Origin of the sequence: Xanthomonas sp. JAI131 (assembly GCF_013410075.1) — a bacterium.
GTDB classification, from domain to species: Bacteria; Pseudomonadota; Gammaproteobacteria; order Xanthomonadales; family Xanthomonadaceae; genus Xanthomonas_A; species Xanthomonas_A bonasiae.
Map to the genome: position 1 here is coordinate 90,349 of NZ_JACCCN010000003.1, position 16,528 is coordinate 106,876.

13 protein-coding genes are annotated in these 16,528 nt (G+C 69.8%); 8 read left to right on the plus strand and 5 right to left on the minus strand.

Going from position 1 to position 16,528, the window contains the following annotated elements; translation table 11 throughout:
- Positions 1 to 34: 34 nt before the first annotated feature.
- Together HDC36_RS13485 and HDC36_RS13490 are read right to left on the minus strand one after the other, a co-directional pair.
- On the minus strand, positions 35 to 784 hold the full coding sequence (locus HDC36_RS13485; protein ID WP_179568283.1) for a TerC family protein: 750 nt from the start codon (positions 782 to 784) through the stop codon (positions 35 to 37).
- Between the two features lie 39 nt (positions 785 to 823).
- Entirely contained in the window at positions 824 to 1,204 is a 381-nt protein-coding gene (locus tag HDC36_RS13490; protein WP_179568285.1) for a diacylglycerol kinase, read from the minus strand.
- A gap of 202 nt (positions 1,205 to 1,406) precedes the next feature.
- On the opposite strand from HDC36_RS13490, the gene HDC36_RS13495 reads away from it, so the two are divergent.
- The 6 genes from HDC36_RS13495 to HDC36_RS13520 all read left to right on the plus strand — a co-directional run bounded on the left by HDC36_RS13495 (position 1,407) and on the right by HDC36_RS13520 (position 10,270).
- A complete protein-coding gene (locus tag HDC36_RS13495; RefSeq protein ID WP_179568287.1) occupies positions 1,407 to 2,117 on the plus strand; it encodes an SGNH/GDSL hydrolase family protein in 711 nt (236 codons plus the stop codon).
- 79 nt (positions 2,118 to 2,196) lie between these two features.
- On the plus strand, positions 2,197 to 2,883 hold the full coding sequence (locus tag HDC36_RS13500; RefSeq protein WP_179568289.1) for a response regulator transcription factor: 687 nt from the start codon (positions 2,197 to 2,199) through the stop codon (positions 2,881 to 2,883).
- Positions 2,861 to 4,333, plus strand: a complete 1,473-nt coding sequence (locus HDC36_RS13505) for a HAMP domain-containing sensor histidine kinase (RefSeq protein ID WP_179568291.1) — start codon at positions 2,861 to 2,863, stop codon at positions 4,331 to 4,333. The genes HDC36_RS13500 and HDC36_RS13505 overlap by 23 nt, the downstream gene beginning before the upstream one ends.
- Before the next feature lie 136 nt (positions 4,334 to 4,469).
- The gene (locus tag HDC36_RS13510) at positions 4,470 to 7,682 is read left to right on the plus strand and encodes an efflux RND transporter permease subunit (RefSeq protein ID WP_179568293.1); all 3,213 of its coding nucleotides are present in this window, start codon (positions 4,470 to 4,472) and stop codon (positions 7,680 to 7,682) included.
- Complete coding sequence (locus HDC36_RS13515) at positions 7,672 to 8,844, plus strand: efflux RND transporter periplasmic adaptor subunit (protein WP_179568295.1); 1,173 nt, start codon at positions 7,672 to 7,674, stop codon at positions 8,842 to 8,844. Before HDC36_RS13510 ends, HDC36_RS13515 begins: the two co-directional genes overlap by 11 nt.
- A complete protein-coding gene (locus tag HDC36_RS13520; protein WP_179568297.1) occupies positions 8,831 to 10,270 on the plus strand; it encodes an efflux transporter outer membrane subunit in 1,440 nt (479 codons plus the stop codon). The genes HDC36_RS13515 and HDC36_RS13520 overlap by 14 nt, the downstream gene beginning before the upstream one ends.
- Positions 10,271 to 10,378: 108 nt before the next feature.
- Here HDC36_RS13520 and HDC36_RS13525 read toward each other — a convergent pair whose 3' ends face one another.
- The 3 genes from HDC36_RS13525 to HDC36_RS13535 all read right to left on the minus strand — a co-directional run bounded on the left by HDC36_RS13525 (position 10,379) and on the right by HDC36_RS13535 (position 13,256).
- The gene (locus HDC36_RS13525) at positions 10,379 to 11,659 is read right to left on the minus strand and encodes a HAMP domain-containing sensor histidine kinase (protein ID WP_179568299.1); all 1,281 of its coding nucleotides are present in this window, start codon (positions 11,657 to 11,659) and stop codon (positions 10,379 to 10,381) included.
- Positions 11,660 to 11,784: 125 nt separating this feature from the next.
- Entirely contained in the window at positions 11,785 to 12,498 is a 714-nt protein-coding gene (locus HDC36_RS13530) for a response regulator transcription factor (RefSeq protein ID WP_003481607.1), read from the minus strand.
- 92 nt (positions 12,499 to 12,590) lie between these two features.
- Positions 12,591 to 13,256 carry an arylesterase gene (locus HDC36_RS13535; protein ID WP_179568301.1) on the minus strand — a complete coding sequence of 222 codons (666 nt, stop codon included), beginning with the start codon at positions 13,254 to 13,256 and terminating at the stop codon, positions 12,591 to 12,593.
- A 125-nt stretch (positions 13,257 to 13,381) separates the two neighbouring features.
- Here HDC36_RS13535 and HDC36_RS13540 point away from each other — a divergent pair, with 125 nt between their 5' ends.
- Both HDC36_RS13540 and HDC36_RS13545 read left to right on the plus strand, forming a co-directional pair.
- A complete protein-coding gene (locus tag HDC36_RS13540; protein WP_004426017.1) occupies positions 13,382 to 13,984 on the plus strand; it encodes an ATP-binding cassette domain-containing protein in 603 nt (200 codons plus the stop codon).
- Positions 13,981 to 16,464, plus strand: coding sequence for an FtsX-like permease family protein (locus HDC36_RS13545; RefSeq protein ID WP_179568303.1), 2,484 nt, complete (start codon positions 13,981 to 13,983; stop codon positions 16,462 to 16,464). Before HDC36_RS13540 ends, HDC36_RS13545 begins: the two co-directional genes overlap by 4 nt.
- Positions 16,465 to 16,528 lie beyond the last annotated feature (64 nt).

A 16,528-nucleotide genomic window follows, 5' to 3' on the forward strand; every position in this document is an offset into this window, starting at 1 on the left:
CCCGTGAAAACGCAGCCGCGGCGGCGTCAGCCGTTCACCACTGGCCGGCGCCGGGCACGTTGTGCGCGGCGGCGCGGCGGCGCATCAGCAGGTTCAGCCATTCCACCAGCACCGAGAAGCCCATCGCCGCGTAGATGTAGGGCTTGGGCACGTGCACGTCCAGGCCGTCCAGGATCAGCACCACGCCGATCATCAGGATGAACGCCAGCGCCAGCATCTTCACCGTCGGGTTGGCGTCGATGAAGCGGCCCAGCGGGTTGGCCGCCAGCAGCATCACCGCCACCGCCAGCAGCACCGCCGCCACCATCACCGGGATGTGCTGGGCCATGCCGACCGCGGTGATCACCGAATCCAGCGAGAACACGATGTCGATCACCGCGATCTGCGCGATCACCATCCAGAACACGCCCGAGGCCTTGCTGGTGGTCGGGTCGGCGTCTTCGCCGCCGGTGATCATCTCGCGGATCTCCATCGTGCCCTTCACCAGCAGGAACACGCCGCCGACGATCAGCACCAGGTCGCGCACCGAGATGCCCATGCCGGCGACGCTGAACAGCTCGCCCTGCATCCGCGCCAGGAACGCCAGCGACACCAGCAGCGCGATGCGGGTCAGGCACGCCACCGCGATACCGAACTTGCGCGCGGCCGGGCGTTGCGCCTCCGGCAGCTTGCCCACCGCGATGGAGATGAACACCAGGTTGTCGATGCCCAGCACGATTTCCAACGCGCTCAGCGTCAGCAGCGTCAGCCAGGTGTTGGGATCGGCGAGAAACTCGAAAGCCATGGGGTCGAATCCTTTAACGGTAAAAAAGACAGGCGGACGTCACAGCACGCGCGGCAGCAGGATCAGGCCCCAGCACAGCACGACATTGGCCAGCATCAGCAGCACCGCCGCCGAGCCCATGTCCTTAGCGCGACCGGCCAGTTCGTGGTGTTCCGGGCCATAGCGCTCGATCACCGCCTCGATCGCGGAATTGAGCAGTTCCACCGCCAGCACCAGCAGCAGCGAGCCGATCATCAGCGCCTGCTGCACCGCTCCGTCGCCCAGCCACAGCGCCAGCGGCGCCAGCAGCACGAACAGGCACACTTCCAGCCGGAACGAGGATTCGTGCAGCCAGGCCGCGCGCAGGCCCTGGTACGACCAGCGCAGTGCCATCAGCATCCGGCGCGGTCCGCGCGGCAGGTGCCCGAATTGATCGGCCATGGCTCAGGCCCGGCCTGGGGAACGAAGACGCGACGGCGACGGCCGGAAGGGAACGGTCATGGGCGATGGCGAAGCGGGCTAGGCGCCAATTTTGCCACAAGCCCCCGTTCGCCGCTGAGCCGGGCCGCCGCCGGCGGCGGATTTGCCTGCGGCGCGGCGCCTGCGGCACCATCGCCGCTCCGTTGTCGTTAGGAGGTGCTTCATGCCCCGTTCGCCGCTGCGCACCGCGCTGCTCGCCACCTGCCTGTTCCTGCTGGGCCTGCAGTCGGCCCTGGCGCTCACCCTGATGCCACCGCCGCAGATTCCGCAACAGGTCTCCAGCCCGGACTGGGAACAGGACATGCAGCGCTTCGCCCAGGCCGATGCCGCGCATCCGCCCAAGCCCGGCGGCGTGCTGTTCGTCGGCAGTTCCTCGATCCGCTTCTGGACCTCGCTGGCCAGCGATTTCCCCGGCGTGGACACGCTCAACCGCGGCTTCGGCGGCTCGGAGATCCGCGACAGCACCTGGTATGCCGACCGCATCGTGGTGCCGTACCGACCGCGCCTGGTGGTGTTCTACGCCGGCGACAACGACCTCAACAGCGGCCGCAGCCCGCAGCAGCTGCGCGACGACTTCCTGGCCTTCGTCGCGCGGGTGCGCCGCGACCTGCCCACCACCCGCATCGCCTACATCTCGATCAAGCCGAGCCCGGCGCGCGCGGCGCTGCTGCCGCAGGTGGCCGAAGCCAATGCGCTGATCCGCAAGGCCGCCGCCGGACTGAAGCGGGTGGACTTCATCGACGTGTCCACGCCGATGCTCGGCGCCGACGGGCAACCGCGCGGCGAACTGTTCGGCCCGGACCACCTGCACATGAACGCCGCCGGCTATGCGCTGTGGCGCGACACGGTGCGGCCGTACCTGCAGCGCAAATAGGACATAGCGCCCGCCCGGCCGCCCGAAGGGCTACCCTTGGCGGGCGTTTTCCGTTATCCCCAGCGTGGAGTTGCACAGGATGCCCAGGGCCCTGGTCATCGAAGACGATGAAGTGACCGCCCGCGACATCGTCGCGGAACTCGGCGCGCATGGCTTCACCGCCGTATGGATCGCCAACGGCCGCGACGGCCTGCAGCACGCGCTGGCCGACGGCTACGACATCATCACCCTGGACCGCATGCTGCCCGGCATGGACGGCATCGACGTCGTCTCCGAACTGCGCAAGCGCGCGGTGGAAACGCCGGTGCTGATGATCAGCGCGCTGTCGGAGGTGGACGAGCGCGTGCGCGGCCTGCGCGCCGGCGGCGACGACTACCTGACCAAGCCGTTCTCGCCCGACGAACTCGCCGCGCGCGCCGAAGTGCTGCTGCGCCGCCGTCGCAATGCCAGCGCCACGCCGGAAACCCGCCTGCGCGTGGCCGACCTCGAACTCGACCTGGTCCGCCACAACGCATTGCGCAACGGCCAGCCGCTCGCGCTGCTGCCCACCGAATTCCGCCTGCTCGAATTCCTGATGCGCAACGCCGGCCAGGTGGTGACCCGGCAGATGATCTTCGAGCACGTGTGGGGCTTCCATTTCGATCCGGGCACCAACGTGATCGACGTCCATCTCGGCCGCCTGCGGCGCAAGATCGACGGCAACGGCCAGCCGCCGCTCATCCGCACGATGCGCGGCTCGGGGTATGTGCTTGCGCCCGCTGAGTGACGCCTGGCGTTCGGCCACCTCGCGGCTGATCCTCATCTATGGGGCGCTGTTCGCGGTGTGGTGCATCGTGCTGCTCGGCGTGGTGCAGTGGGAGTCCTCGCGCTACCTGTCGAACGTGGTCGACCAGATGCTGGCCGCGCGCATCCATTACCTGGAGAACACCGATCCCAGGCGCCTGGCCGACACCGTGGCCGCGGCCAGCGCCATCGATATCCAGGGCTTCATGTGGGTGGGCCTGTTCGACGCGCAGGGGCGCCGCATCGCCGGCAACATCAACGCGGTGCCCAAGGGCATGGCCGAGGACGGGACGGTCAGCCCCATCGAGGCCAGCCTGATCGACGCCGGGCACGGCAGCCAGACCCGCGCGCGCGGCATCGCCCGGCAGCTACCGGACGGCCGGCGCCTGGTGGTGGCCAAGGAAAGCACCGTCATCGACGGGCTCAGCGGGATCATCTGCCGCGGACTGCTGTGGGGACTGTCGTTGACCCTGCTGCCCGGCGTGCTCGGCGGCATCCTCATCGCGCGCGGCCCCGCGCGGCGCATCCGCGCCATCCAGCACGCCATGGACCCCATTCGCCAGGGCGACCTCAGCGTGCGCCTGCCGGTGTCGCGCGGCGGCGACGAGGTGGACCTGCTCGCGGCCACCGTGAACCAGACGCTCGGCGAGATCGAGCGCCTGCTCGGCGAAGTGAAGGGCGTCACCGACAACATCGCCCACGACCTGCGCACCCCGCTCACGCGCATGCGCACGCGCCTGTACCGCCTGCAGCAGCAGTTCGCCGGACGTCCCGAAGGCGAGCAACTGGACGATTGCGTCGGCGAGATCGACACCGTGCTGACCCGGTTCCGCGCCCTGCTGCGGGTATCGGAGCTGGAAGACCGCCAGCGCAGCGCCTGCTTCGCGACGATGGACCTCGGCGCCCTGCTGAACGATGTCCATGACTTCTATGCACCGCTGGCGGAGGACCGCGGGCAGGCCTTCGAGCTGGCGCTGGAGCCACTGCCGGCCGTGCGCGGCGACCCCCATCTGCTGTTCGAGGCACTGGCCAACCTGGTCGGCAACGCCATCAAATTCACGCCAGACGGGGGAACGATCCGCCTGATCGCATTCACCGACCAGACCGGCAACGCCCGCATCGATGTCGCCGATACCGGACCCGGCATTCCGCCCGAGGAGCGCGAGGCCGTCTTCCGCCGGTTCTACCGGGGCGACCAGACGCGTGCCAAACCGGGCTGCGGACTGGGGCTGGCGATCGTCAGCGCCATCGTGCGCCTGCATGGCTATGCGCTGCGCGTGGGTGGCGACGCGCGCGGGGCGGTGTTCTCGGTGCTCTGCCCGGCCGCCGCCCCGCCGCCGGAAAGCCGCGCGGCCATGTCCTGCCGCGCGAAACCGGCCAGCCTCGACGCACTGGGCGAAAGCGTGCCGGATGCACGCCCACTGGCGCCGTGATCGGCAGGCAAGCCCTTCAGCCATCGCGTTTTTTCGGCCGCCGCCCGCGCGTCTAAATAAATCTTAACTACGCCCAGGGAAGGTCCGGGAGCAGAATCCGCCGCGACGCAACATTCGCGCACGGAACCCGCCCTCCATGATTGGCATCGTCCGGATCGCCCTGACGCGACCGTATACCTTCATCGTTCTCGCCCTGCTGATCCTGATCGTGGGACCGCTGGCCGCGTTGCGCACGCCCACGGACATCTTCCCCGACATCAGGATCCCGGTGATCGCCGTGGTCTGGCAGTACAACGGCCTGCCGCCCGAGCAGATGGCCGGGCGCGTGTCCTCGCCGTTCGAGCGCGTGCTCACCACCACGGTGAACGATGTCGAGCACATCGAGGCCAGCTCGATCCAGGGCTTCGGCATCGTCAAGATCTTCTTCCAGCCGGGCGCGGACATCCGCACCGCCAACGCACAGGTCACCGCCGTCGCGCAGACCATGCTGCGCCAGTTGCCGCAGGGCACCACGCCGCCGCTGATCCTCAACTACAACGCGTCCACGGTGCCGATCATCCAGCTGGCGTTGTCGGGCGAAGGCCTCACCGAACAGAACCTGGCCGACCTCGGCCTCAACATCATCCGTCCGCAGCTCACCTCGGTGGCCGGCGCGGCGATCCCGTATCCGTTCGGCGGCAAGACCCGCCAGGTGCAGATCGATATCGATCCGCCGGCGCTGCTGGCGCGCGGGCTGTCGGCGCAGGACGTGGCCAACGCCCTCGCCGCGCAGAACCTCATCACCCCGGTGGGGACGCAGAAGATCGGCAGGTACGAATACACGCTGCAATTGAACAACTCGCCGTCCGACATCGAGGAACTGGGCAACCTGCCGGTGAAGGTGGTCGACGGCGCCACGGTGTTCATCCGCGACGTGGCCCACGTCCGCGACGGCGCGCCGCCGCAGAGCAATATCGTGCACGTCGACGGCGACCGTTCGGTGCTGATGACGGTGCTGAAGAACGGCTCGGCGTCGACGCTGGCGATCATCGCCGGGGTCAAGGAGCGGGTCGCGGCGATGAAGGATGCATTGCCGGCCGACCTCAAGATCGTCCCCATCGGCGACCAGTCGCTGTTCGTGAGCGGCGCCATCGAGGGGGTCGCGCGCGAAGGCGTGATCGCCGCAGCGCTGACCAGCCTGATGATCCTGCTGTTCCTCGGCAGCTGGCGTTCGACGCTGATCATCGCCACCTCGATCCCGCTGGCGATCCTCAGCTCGATCGCCGCGCTGTCGGCGATCGGCGAGACGCTGAACATCATGACGCTGGGCGGTCTGGCCCTGGCGGTCGGCATCCTCGTGGACGATGCCACGGTGACCATCGAGAACATCAACTGGCACCTGGAGCAGGGCAAGGACGTGGAGACGGCGATCCTGGACGGCGCGGCGCAGATCGTGACGCCCGCCTTCGTCTCGCTGCTGTGCATCTGCATCGTGTTCGTGCCGATGTTCTTCCTGCAGGGCGTGGCGCGCTTCCTGTTCGTGCCGATGGCCGAGGCGGTGATGTTCGCGATGATCGCCTCGTTCGTGCTCTCGCGCACGCTGGTGCCGACGCTGGCGAAATACCTGCTGCACCCGCACGCGCCGCATACCGACCTGCACGGCGACGGCCATGGGCAACCGCCTTCGCGCAATCCGCTGCTGCGCTTTCAGCGCGGTTTCGAGAAGCGCTTCGAGGCCCTGCGGGCCAGCTACCACGCATTGCTCGAAACCGCGTTGGTGCGACGCAGGATGTTCGTGCCCGGTTTCGTGGCCTTCGTTGCGCTGTCGTTCCTGCTGGTGCCGATGCTGGGCCGCAACTTCTTCCCGTCGGTGGATTCCGGCCAGATCCTGATGCACGTGCGTGCGCCGGTCGGCACGCGGGTGGAGGAGACGGCACGCCTGTTCGCCGACGTGACCGGCGCGGTGCGCGCGCTGATTCCGAAGGAGCAGCTCGGCAGCGTCGTCGACAACATCGGCCTGTCGTCCTCGGGCATCAACAACGCCTACAACAACACCGGCACCATCGGCTCGCAGGATGGCGACATCCAGATCGCGCTGAACGAGGGCCACGCGCCCACCGCCGACTACGTGCGCCGCTTGCGCCAGACCCTGCCGCGCCAGTTTCCCGGTGTCGTGTTCTCGTTCCCGCCGGCCGACATCATCAGCCAGATCCTGAACTTCGGTTCGCCGGCGCCGGTGGACCTGCAGATCCGCGGCCCGAACCTGGCGGCCAACTTCGGCTACGCCAACCGCCTGCTGCGCGAGATCCGCCGCGTGCCGGGCGTGGTGGACGCGCGCATCCAGCAATCGCAGGCCAGCCCCGGTTTCAACGTGAACGTGGACCGCAGTCTTGCGCAACAGGTCGGCATCACCGAGCGCGACGTCACCAGCAGCCTGGGGGTGAACCTGGCCGGTTCCAGCCAGATCGCGCCGACCTTCTGGCTGAATCCGCAGAACGGCGTGTCGTATCCGATCGTGATGCAGACGCCGCAGTACAGCCTCGACAGCCTGCCGGGCCTGGAGAACGTGCCGATCAGCCCCAGCTCGGGGAGCAGCGGCGCGCAGATCCTCGGCGGCCTGGCGACGGTGTCGCGGACCGCGACCAACGCGGTGGTCAGCCAGTACAACATCAATTCGATGGTGGAGATCTTCGCCGCCACCCAGGACCGCGACCTCGGCGCGGTCGCCGCCGACATCCAGAAGATCGTCGACGCCAACCAGAAGTTCCTGCCCAAGGCGTCCAGCACCGCACTGCTCGGCCAGGTGCAGACGATGAACAACGCGTTCTCCGGGCTCATCTTCGGCCTGCTCGGCGCGATCGTGCTGATCTACCTGTTGATCGTGGTGAACTTCCAGTCGTGGAGCGATCCGTTCGTGATCGTGACCGCGTTGCCCGCGGCGATCGCCGGCATCGTGTGGATGCTGTTCGCCACGCATACCAGCCTGTCGGTGCCGGCGCTGACCGGCGCCATCATGTGCATGGGCGTGGCCACGGCCAACGCGATCCTGGTGGTGAGCTTCTGCCGCGAGCGCCTGGCCGAGCACGGCGACGCGGCCAAGGCCGCGCTCGAGGGCGGCTTCGTCCGCTTCCGTCCGGTGCTCATGACCGCCCTGGCGATGATCATCGGCATGGCGCCGATGGCGCTGGGCATGGGCGAAGGCGGCGAGCAGAACGCGCCGCTGGGCCGCGCCGTCATCGGCGGCCTGATTTTCGCCACCACGGCCACGCTGTTCTTCGTGCCGATCGTCTTCAGCATGATCCACAGCCGTCGCGCCCATCCGTCTTCCCCCCCGGCGAACGCCTCCGGAGAGTCCCTGCATGTCGCCTGATATCCCGCACACCCGGCCACCGCGCCGCCTTCGCCTGGCCGGCATCATCGCGCTGATCGTGGTCCTGGCCATCGTCGTCGCCGGGGTCGCCACGCGCGCCAACGACGCACGCACGCTGCGCGTGTGGACCGACGACCAGGCCATGCCGACGGTGCAACTGGTGACCCCGGAGGCTGGCCAGGGCGACAGCGCGCTCAACCTCCCGGGCCGCCTGCAGGCGTATGCGCGCGCGCCGATCTACGCCCGCACCAGCGGCTACCTGAAATGGTGGAAGGCCGACATCGGCAGCAAGGTGAAGGCCGGCGACGTGCTCGCCGAGATCGAAACCCCCGACCTGGACCAGCAACTGCTCCAGGCCAGGGCCGACCTGGCCAGCGCCCGCGCCAACGCGGCACTGGCGCAGACCACCGCCAGGCGCTGGCAGGCCATGGGCAATTCCGACTCGGTCTCCAGGCAGGAAGTGGACGAGAAGAGCGGCGACTACGCGGCCAAGCGCGCGCTCGCGCAGGCCGCGCAGGCCAACGTCGAACGCATCCAGGCGCTGAAGGGCTTCGCCAAGCTGGTGGCGCCGTTCGACGGCACCGTCACCGCGCGCGAGACCGATGTCGGCGCGCTGGTCAACGCCGGCGGCGGCGGCCAGGAACTGTTCGTGGTGTCCGACACGCGCAAGCTGCGCATGTACGTGAACGTGCCGCAGAACTACGCGCCGTCGGTGCGCCCGGGCACCAGCGTGACCCTGACGGTGCCGGAGTATCCGGGCCAGACCTTCGCCGGTGTCGTCGACAGGTCGTCGGGGGCGATCAACGCCGCCTCCGGCACCACGCTGGTCCAGGTGGCCGTGGACAACCAGGACGGCAAGCTGCTTTCGGGCGGCTATGCCAGCGTCACCTTCGCGCTTGCCGCCAACGCCACGCTGCTGCGCGTTCCGGCCAGCGCGCTGGTGTTCGACGACAAGGGCCTGCGCGTGGCGGTGGTCGATGCGCACGACACGGTGGCGTTCAAGACCGTGACCATCGCCCGCGACTTCGGCAAGACCGTGCAGCTCGGCTCGGGCATCGCCGCCGGCGACCGTCTGATCGAGAGCCCGCCGGATGGCCTGGCGGAAGGCGATCGCGTGCGCATCGCTGCGCCCAAGCCGGCAGGCGAACATGCAAAGGTCTGATCGCGTCCGCGCACGGCTTGCCGCGACCGCGGTACTGGCGGCGCTGGGCCTGGCGGCCTGCTCGCTGGCGCCCACCTACCAGGCACCCGAGGTGCCGGTGGCGGCGCAGTACAGCGATTCCCGGTCGCCGTGGGTGGAAGCGCAGCCCGCCGACCGTCTCGACCGCGACGGCTGGTGGAAGGTCTACGGCGACGACCGGCTCGACCAGTTGCAGGCGCGCCTGCTGGCGAACAACGCCACGCTGGCCGCCGCGCTTGCCCATTACCAGCAGGCCGAGGCGTTCACCCAGCAGGCCCGCGCCGGGTACTTCCCGACCCTGGGCCTCGACGGCAGCGCCACGCGCAACCGCCAATCGGATACGCGTCCGCTGCGCGGCGCCACTTCGCCGGCCTACTACGACGCGTACACCGTCGGTGCCCAGTTCGACTACGAAGTGGACCTGTGGGGCCGCGTGCGCGACACCGTCGCCGCTGGCGAAGCGCAGCAGGCCGCCTCCGCCGCCGATCTCGCACAGGCGCGCCTGAGCCTGCAGGCGCAGCTCGCCGACAGCTACCTGCAACTCAACGGCTACGACCGCCAGATCCAGGTGTTGAGCGAGAGCATCGACGCGTTCGGCAAGGCCTTGCAGCTCACCCGGTCGCGTCATGCCGGGGGGATCGCCTCGGCCCTGGACGTGGCGCGCGCGCAGACGCAGTTGTCCAACGCCAAGTCGCAGCGCACGCAGGCGCAAGCGCAACGCGCGCTGGTGCTGCATGGCATCGCGGCGCTCGTCGGCGATTCCGCGTCCAGCTTCCAGCTCGCGGCCAACACCGTGCGGGTGCCGGTGCCGACAATCCCGCTGCAGGTGCCTTCGACGCTGTTGCAGCGTCGCCCGGACATCGCCGCCGCGGAGCGGCGTACCGCAGCGGCGAACGCCCAGGTGGGCATCGCGCGCGCCGCGTTCTTCCCGCAACTGACCATCGACGGGCAAGGCGGGTGGCAGAGCGATCGCTGGGGCAGCATCGCCACCGCGCCCAACCGGTTCTGGGCCATCGGCCCCAGCCTGCTGCTGAACGTGTTCGATGGTGGTCGCCGCAAGGCAGGCGTGAAAGCGGCGCAGGCCGCGACCGCCGAGGCCGGCGCGAAATACCGCGACGTGGTGCTCACTGCCTTCGCCCAGGTCGAGGACAACCTCAGCTTGCTGCACGACCTGGGCACGGCGTTGACCGATCAGCGCGCGGCGGCCGATGCCGCGCAGCGCTCGGTCGACCTGTCGCTCAATCATTACCGCGAGGGTGCCGTCGGCTACCTGGAGGTGGTGCAGGCGCAGACGGCCGAACTCGATGCGCGGCGCAGCGTCATCGATCTGGAAACCCGGCAGTTGCGGGCCAGCGTCGCCTTGATCCGCGCGCTGGGTGGCGGCTGGGAGGCAGGCGAAAAAACCTGACGTGGCGTCGATCGCGCCCGGGAACATCCTGCCTTGTCGCCGGCGTGGGCCTGCAATGGCGATCGCCCCAGAAAACGCCCTGCCGAAGGCGCGTCACGCCAGCGCCGGTCACTTGGCTGGATCGAACCTGACCGTGGCGGTGGTACCGCCGCCTTCCGTGCTTTCCAGCCCGATCCGCCAGCCGAAGCGCTCGCACAGCCGGCGCACGATCGACAGCCCCAGCCCGGTGCCCTGCGGGCGGTCGGGCTCGGCACGGAAAAACGGCTCGAACGCGCGCTGCAGCGCTTCGTGCGACATGCCGATGCCGGTATCGCGGATGCTGATCCGGTCGCTGTCGATCTCGACCACGATGCTGCCGGCATCGGTATAGCTGCAGGCGTTGCGCAGCAGGTTGCTGACCACCACGTGCAGCACCCGCGGCGGCGCGTGCAGGCGCGTGGCGGCGAGCACGCTGACGCTCAGCGTCACCGGCTTGCCGGTCAACAGCTCGCGTGCGTTCTCTGCCTCGTACTCGACCACGTCGGCGACCTCGAAGGTCTCGCTCTGCGGCACCACGTCCGCCTCGCGCGCCAGGATCAGGAACGCGTCGATCACCGCCTCCATGTCGCGGCCGGCGCGCTGGATGCGCTGCAGGCTGCGGCCCAGCCGCGGCGGCAGGTCGGGATCGGTCATCGCGATGTCGCTGGCGACGCGGATCACGGTCAGCGGCGTGCGCAATTCGTGACTGGCGTCGCGGGTGAAGTTGCGCTCGCGCGACACGTGGTCGGTGACGCGCAGGGCCAGCGCATGCAGCGCGGCGGCCAGTTGCCGCGATTCGCCCTGCACGTCGGCCGGCAGGTTTTCCGGCGCCAGGTCGGCGGTGGACGGATGCCGCGGGTCCCATTGCGAGACGCGCCGCGCCAGCCAGTTCACCGGCGACAGCAGGCGCCGCGAGGCGCGATGGGTCAGCCACCCCACCACCACCACCGCGACCAGGGTCAGCAGAGCCGGCACGATGCCGAACCAGAACGCCAGGCGCTGCGCCTGCGCGCGCAGGAACACCAGGTACAGGCGCCCGGCCTTGGTGTCGTCGACCAGGACCATCTCGCCGCCGGGGCGGTTCTCGTGCAGGCCAGGCTCCAGGCCGCGCAGATTCGCCGGCACCGCCGCATCCGATTGCCCGGCGGGCACCAGGTAGCCGTGCAGGGTGTGGCTGTTCGGCGGCGGCTGCGAGGGAGACTGCGCGTACAGGCGCCAATAGTGCGCGGCTTCCTGCCGCATCACCGACCCCACCAGCGAGTGCTGCACGACCGCCACCACCAGGTAACTGCCCAACGCGACGATGCAGCCAGCGAACAGGATCCGGGCGATCAGGGCAAGGCGGATTTTGCGCGGCAAACCGTGCGGCATTACAGCTTCCGTGTGACGTCGCCGCGATTATAGGAGGGCGAATGGTGAATCCGCCGTGCAAGCAGGCCCCGTTGCCGGGGCCTGCCGCGTAACGAACGCCGGCTCTTAACGAAAGCCGGCGCCGCTCAGCTCATCGGCTGGGCGATGTCGGCGATGCGGTAGCCGGCGCTCTGCACGGTGTGCAGCAACGGCCGGTCGAACGGCTTGTCGATGATCTTGCGCAGGTTGTACAGATGGCTGCGCAGCGTGTCCGAATCGGGGAGGCCGTTGCCCCAGATCTCGCGCTCGATCTCCTGGCGGGTGACCACGCGCGGCGATTCGCGCATCAGGATGGTCAGCAGGCGCAGGCCGATCGGCGACAGCTGCAGCTCGGTGCCGGCACGGGTCGCCCGCATGCTCACCGGATCCAGCACCAGATCGGCCACCTTCAGCACTTCCGAGCCCACCTGGCGGCGCTCGCGGCGGATCAACGCACGCAGCCGCGCTTCCAGTTCCTGGATCGCGAACGGCTTGGTCAGATAATCGTCGGCGCCGAAGCCCAGGCCGGTGAGCTTGTCGTCGAGCGTGTCGCGCGCGGTCAGCATCAGCACCGGCGTGGACTTGCGCGCATCGTTGCGCAAACGGCGACACACCTCGATGCCGTCCAGACGCGGCAGCATCAGGTCCAGCACCACCACGTCGTAGCTGTTCTCCGCCGCCAGGCGATAGCCGTCCAGGCCATCGCAGGCGTAATCCACTTCGAATCCGCGGCCTTCCAGGTATTCGCCGATCATTTCGGAGATGTTGCGGTTGTCCTCGACGACCAGAACGAGTCCGGAGGTTTCCTTGGTCTGACGCATAGAGCTTCCTCAGTCTTCAGCTTTGTGAAACATGCCGGAAACCCGGTGGTGACCGCGTGAAGACCGCTTCATATGCCTGACCGGCGCAAGAATCACCCGCCGATCAAGGGTTTGAGCTTGGGCCACACATTGTCCAGCACCTTCGGCTGGCCGGCGGCGGTGGGATGCAGGCCGTCGTCCTGCATCAGCGCCGGGTTCAGCGCCACGCCCTCCAGCAGGAACGGCAGCAACTCGGTCTGGTACTGTTTGGCCAGGTCGGCGTAGACCGCACGCAACCGCTGCCGGTAGGCCGGCCCGTAGTTCGGCGGCACGTCGATCCCCAGCAACAAGACCTTCGCGCCGGCATTACGGCTGAGCACGATCATCTTCTCCAGATTGCCGCGCAGCTCCGCCGGGGTCAGCCCGCGCAGCGCGTCGTTGCCGCCGAGCTCGATCACCACCACCGCCGGCCGGTGCTTCTGCAGCAGCGCCGGCAGCCGGGTCAGCGCGCCGGAAGAGGTCTCGCCGCTGATGCTGGCATTGACTACGGCCGGTGGCGCCTGCATCTGTTGTTGCAGGCGGCGCTCCAGCAGCGCCACCCAGCCGGACTGGACCGGGATGTTGTGCGCAGCGCTGAGGCTGTCGCCGACCACCAGCACCGGCCCCGTCGCACCTTTGGCACAGGCGATGGCGGGCAGCAGCAGACACCATGCCAGACAGGCCAGGAGCCAGGCGCTGCGCGTCCAGGCAGGCGTTCCTTTCGTATCGTTGCCACGCATCCGGAGATTTCCTCATCGACAGTCTGGCCCCCACTCCCCACACCGGCATCGCGATCGACGTGCGCGATGTCGGCAAATCCGTCAGCGGACCGGAGGGCACGGTCCACATTCTCGACAACGTCGGATTGACCATCGGTGAAGGCGACAGCGTCGCCATCGTCGGCGCTTCCGGTTCCGGCAAGACTACCCTGCTCGGCCTGCTCGCTGGCCTGGACCTGCCGACGCGCGGCGAGATCGTGCTCGCCGGGCAGTCGCTCAACGCGCTGGACGAGGAAGCGCGCGCCGCGCTGCGCGCGCGCGAGGTCGGCTTCGTGTTCCAGAGCTTCCACCTGCTGCCGTCGCTGACCGCCGCCGAAAACATCGCATTGCCGCTGGAACTGGCCGGGCGCGAGGACCCGGCGCGGGTGCGCGAGGTGCTGGAGGCGGTCGGCCTGACCGCGCGGGCGCGGCACTACCCGCGGCAGCTGTCCGGCGGCGAGCAACAACGCGTGGCGCTGGCGCGCGCGTTCGTGGCGCGGCCGCGGATCCTGTTCGCCGACGAACCCACCGGCAGCCTCGACCAGGCCACCGGCCAGCAGATCAGCGACCTGCTGTTCGCGCTCAACGCCGGCAGCGACACCACCCTGGTCCTGGTCACCCACGACCTGCGCCTGGCGCAACGTTGCGAACACCGCTACCGGCTCGACCGCGGGCGCCTGCGCCAGGCCGAAGCGGTGGCCGACGCATGAACGTGCTGCGCCACGCCGCACGCGCGCTGCGCCGCGAGCTGTTCGCCGGCGACCTGCTGACCGTGTTCGCCGCGCTGGTATTGGGCGTGGCGGTGATGACCGCGGTCGGCACCCTGGTCGATCGCGTCACCCTGGCGCTGACCGGCAGCGCCGCCGAGGTGATCGGCGGCGACCTCGGCGTGACCGGGCGCCAGGACATCCCCGCCGCGTTCGCCGAACAGGCGCAGCGCCGCGGCGTGCGCCACACGCGCCTGGTCAGCTTTCCCAGCGTGCTGTTCCATGGCGATGCCAGCCAGATGGCCAACATCAAGGCGGTCGACGTCGGCTATCCGTTGCGTGGCGAGTTGCTGGTCGCACGCGACACCGCCGGCGCCGGCAGCGAGCGCGCCGGCCCGCCGCCGCGCGGCCAGGCCTACGCCGATCCGCGCCTGCTCGAAGCGCTGGGGCTGAAGCTCGGCGACGACCTGGAATTCGGTGCCGGCACGCTGCGCGTGACCCGGGTGCTGCGCGCCGAGCCGGACGCTTCCGGCGAACTGATGCAGCTGTCGCCGCCGCTGCTGGTCAACCGCGCCGACGTCGATGCCGCCGGCCTGCTCGGCCCCGGCAGCCGCGCCTCGTACCGGCTGATGTTCGCCGGCGCGCCGGGCGAGATCGCCGCGTTGCGCGAATGGCTGCAGCCGCGCGCCAAGGCGTTCCGCCTGGTCGGCATCGAGGACACCCAGCGCGGCGTGCGCGGCGCGTTCGACCGCGCCGGCCGCTTCCTCGCCCTGACCGCGCTGCTGGCGGTGCTGCTGGCCGGCGTCGCCACCGCGCTGGCGGCCAACCGCTTCGCGCTGCGCCGCATCGACAGCGTGGCCGTGCTGCGCTGCCTGGGCGCGCGCCAGCGCGACATCCTCGGCGCGCTGGCGCTGCAGTTGCTGCTGCTGGCGATCCCGGCCTGCGCGCTCGGCGTGGGCCTGGGCATGCTGGCGCAGATCGGCCTGGTCGAAGCGCTGGGCAGCCTGATCCCGAACCGGCTGCCGCTGCCGCAGGCGACCCCGGCGCTGGCCGGCGCCGGCATCGGCCTGTTGCTGCTGCTCGGCTTCGGCCTGCCGCCGCTGTTGCGGCTGCGCAACGTGCCGCCGATGCGCGTGCTCAACCGCAGCTTCGCCGCGCTGCCGCCGACCTCGCTGCTGGTCTACGCCGCCGCGCTGGTCGCCACCGTGGTGCTGGCGGTGTACGCCACCGGCGATGGCGTGCTCGCGGCCTGGGTGCTGGGCGGGCTGACCCTGCTGGCCGCGCTCGCCGCAGCGGTCGGCGGCCTGTTGCTGGCCCTGCTGCGGCGGCTGCAGTCGCGCCTGCGCGGGCCCTGGAAGCTGGGCCTGGCGGCGCTGACCCGGCGCCGCGCGCTGAGCGTGGTGCAGCTGGTCGGGCTGTCGCTGTCGCTGTGCGCGCTGCTGCTGCTGGCGGTGATCGGCCCGGGCCTGCTCGGCCAATGGCGCGACCGGCTGCCGGCGGACACGCCGAACTACTTCCTGATGAACATCCAGCCCGACCAGGCCGAGCACGTGCTCGGCACGCTGCGCGGACTCGGCGTCACCGACGCGGCGGTGGAGCCGTTCAGCACCGGCAAGCTGGTGGCCATCAACGGCAAGCCGCCGCAGCGCCAGGAGCAAGGCCCGGAGGACGACGGCGATGGCGTCGATCGCCCGATCAACTTCTCCTGGCGGCACGCATTCCCCGCCGCCAACCGCCTGCTATCGGGCCGTTTCTGGGCCGCCGACAGCACCGCGGCGGAAGCGTCGGTGGAGGAAGCCTGGGCGCAGCGCTACGGCCTCAAGCTCGGCGACCGCATCACCCTTCTGCTCGGCGAGCAGCAGCGCAGCTTCACCGTCACCAGTGTGCGCAAGGCCGACTGGGATTCGTTCCGGGTCAATTTCTTCCTGTTGCTCAACGCCGGCGCGGTGCAGGACGCGCCGTACAACCTGATCTCCGCGTTCCACCTGCCGCGCGGTTCCGCGGCGCAGTTGAGCGGCCTCAGCCGCACCTATCCGAACGTGTCGCTGCTGGACATCGACGCGATCCTGGGGCGGGTGCGCGAGGTGATCGACCAGGTGGCGCAGGCGGTGCAGCTGGTGATGGGCTTCAGCCTGCTGGCCGGCGTGCTGGTGTTGCTGGCGGCGCTGCAGGCCACCGCCGGCGAGCGCCGCTACGACAGTGCGGTGTTGCGCACGCTGGGCGCGCGCCGCGGCCAGTTGCGCGGCGCGGTGCTGGTGGAATTCGGCGCGCTCGGCCTGCTCGCGGCGATCCTGGCGGTCGGCGCGGCGGCGGGGATCGGCGTAGTGGTGGCGAAACAGGCGTTCCAGCTGACGCTGTCGCCGCCGTGGCCGGCGCTGTTGCTGGGCGGGGTCGGCGGCGTGCTGCTGAGCCTGCTCGCCGGCTGGTCGGGCACGCGCCGCATCCTGCGCACGCCGCCGGCACTGGCGCTGCGCGAGAACTGAGCGCAGCGCGGCCCGGCATGCGTGTGCGTGGCGAGGCCCAGGCGTCGGCTAACGCACGCTCGCG

What these genes read in the sequence shown, in the direction of transcription:
- HDC36_RS13505 (WP_179568291.1), top strand. Translation starts at nt 2,861, where the DNA reads ATGTGCTTGCGCCCGCTGAGTGACGCCTGGCGTTCGGCCACCTCGCGG.
- HDC36_RS13535 (WP_179568301.1), bottom strand. Translation starts at nt 13,256, where the DNA reads ATGCGTGGCAACGATACGAAAGGAACGCCTGCCTGGACGCGCAGCGCC.
- HDC36_RS13515 (WP_179568295.1), top strand. Translation starts at nt 7,672, where the DNA reads ATGTCGCCTGATATCCCGCACACCCGGCCACCGCGCCGCCTTCGCCTG.
- HDC36_RS13520 (WP_179568297.1), top strand. Translation starts at nt 8,831, where the DNA reads ATGCAAAGGTCTGATCGCGTCCGCGCACGGCTTGCCGCGACCGCGGTA.
- HDC36_RS13495 (WP_179568287.1), top strand. Translation starts at nt 1,407, where the DNA reads ATGCCCCGTTCGCCGCTGCGCACCGCGCTGCTCGCCACCTGCCTGTTC.
- HDC36_RS13545 (WP_179568303.1), top strand. Translation starts at nt 13,981, where the DNA reads ATGAACGTGCTGCGCCACGCCGCACGCGCGCTGCGCCGCGAGCTGTTC.
- HDC36_RS13500 (WP_179568289.1), top strand. Translation starts at nt 2,197, where the DNA reads ATGCCCAGGGCCCTGGTCATCGAAGACGATGAAGTGACCGCCCGCGAC.
- HDC36_RS13485 (WP_179568283.1), bottom strand. Translation starts at nt 784, where the DNA reads ATGGCTTTCGAGTTTCTCGCCGATCCCAACACCTGGCTGACGCTGCTG.
- HDC36_RS13490 (WP_179568285.1), bottom strand. Translation starts at nt 1,204, where the DNA reads ATGGCCGATCAATTCGGGCACCTGCCGCGCGGACCGCGCCGGATGCTG.
- HDC36_RS13510 (WP_179568293.1), top strand. Translation starts at nt 4,470, where the DNA reads ATGATTGGCATCGTCCGGATCGCCCTGACGCGACCGTATACCTTCATC.
- HDC36_RS13530 (WP_003481607.1), bottom strand. Translation starts at nt 12,498, where the DNA reads ATGCGTCAGACCAAGGAAACCTCCGGACTCGTTCTGGTCGTCGAGGAC.
- HDC36_RS13525 (WP_179568299.1), bottom strand. Translation starts at nt 11,659, where the DNA reads ATGCCGCACGGTTTGCCGCGCAAAATCCGCCTTGCCCTGATCGCCCGG.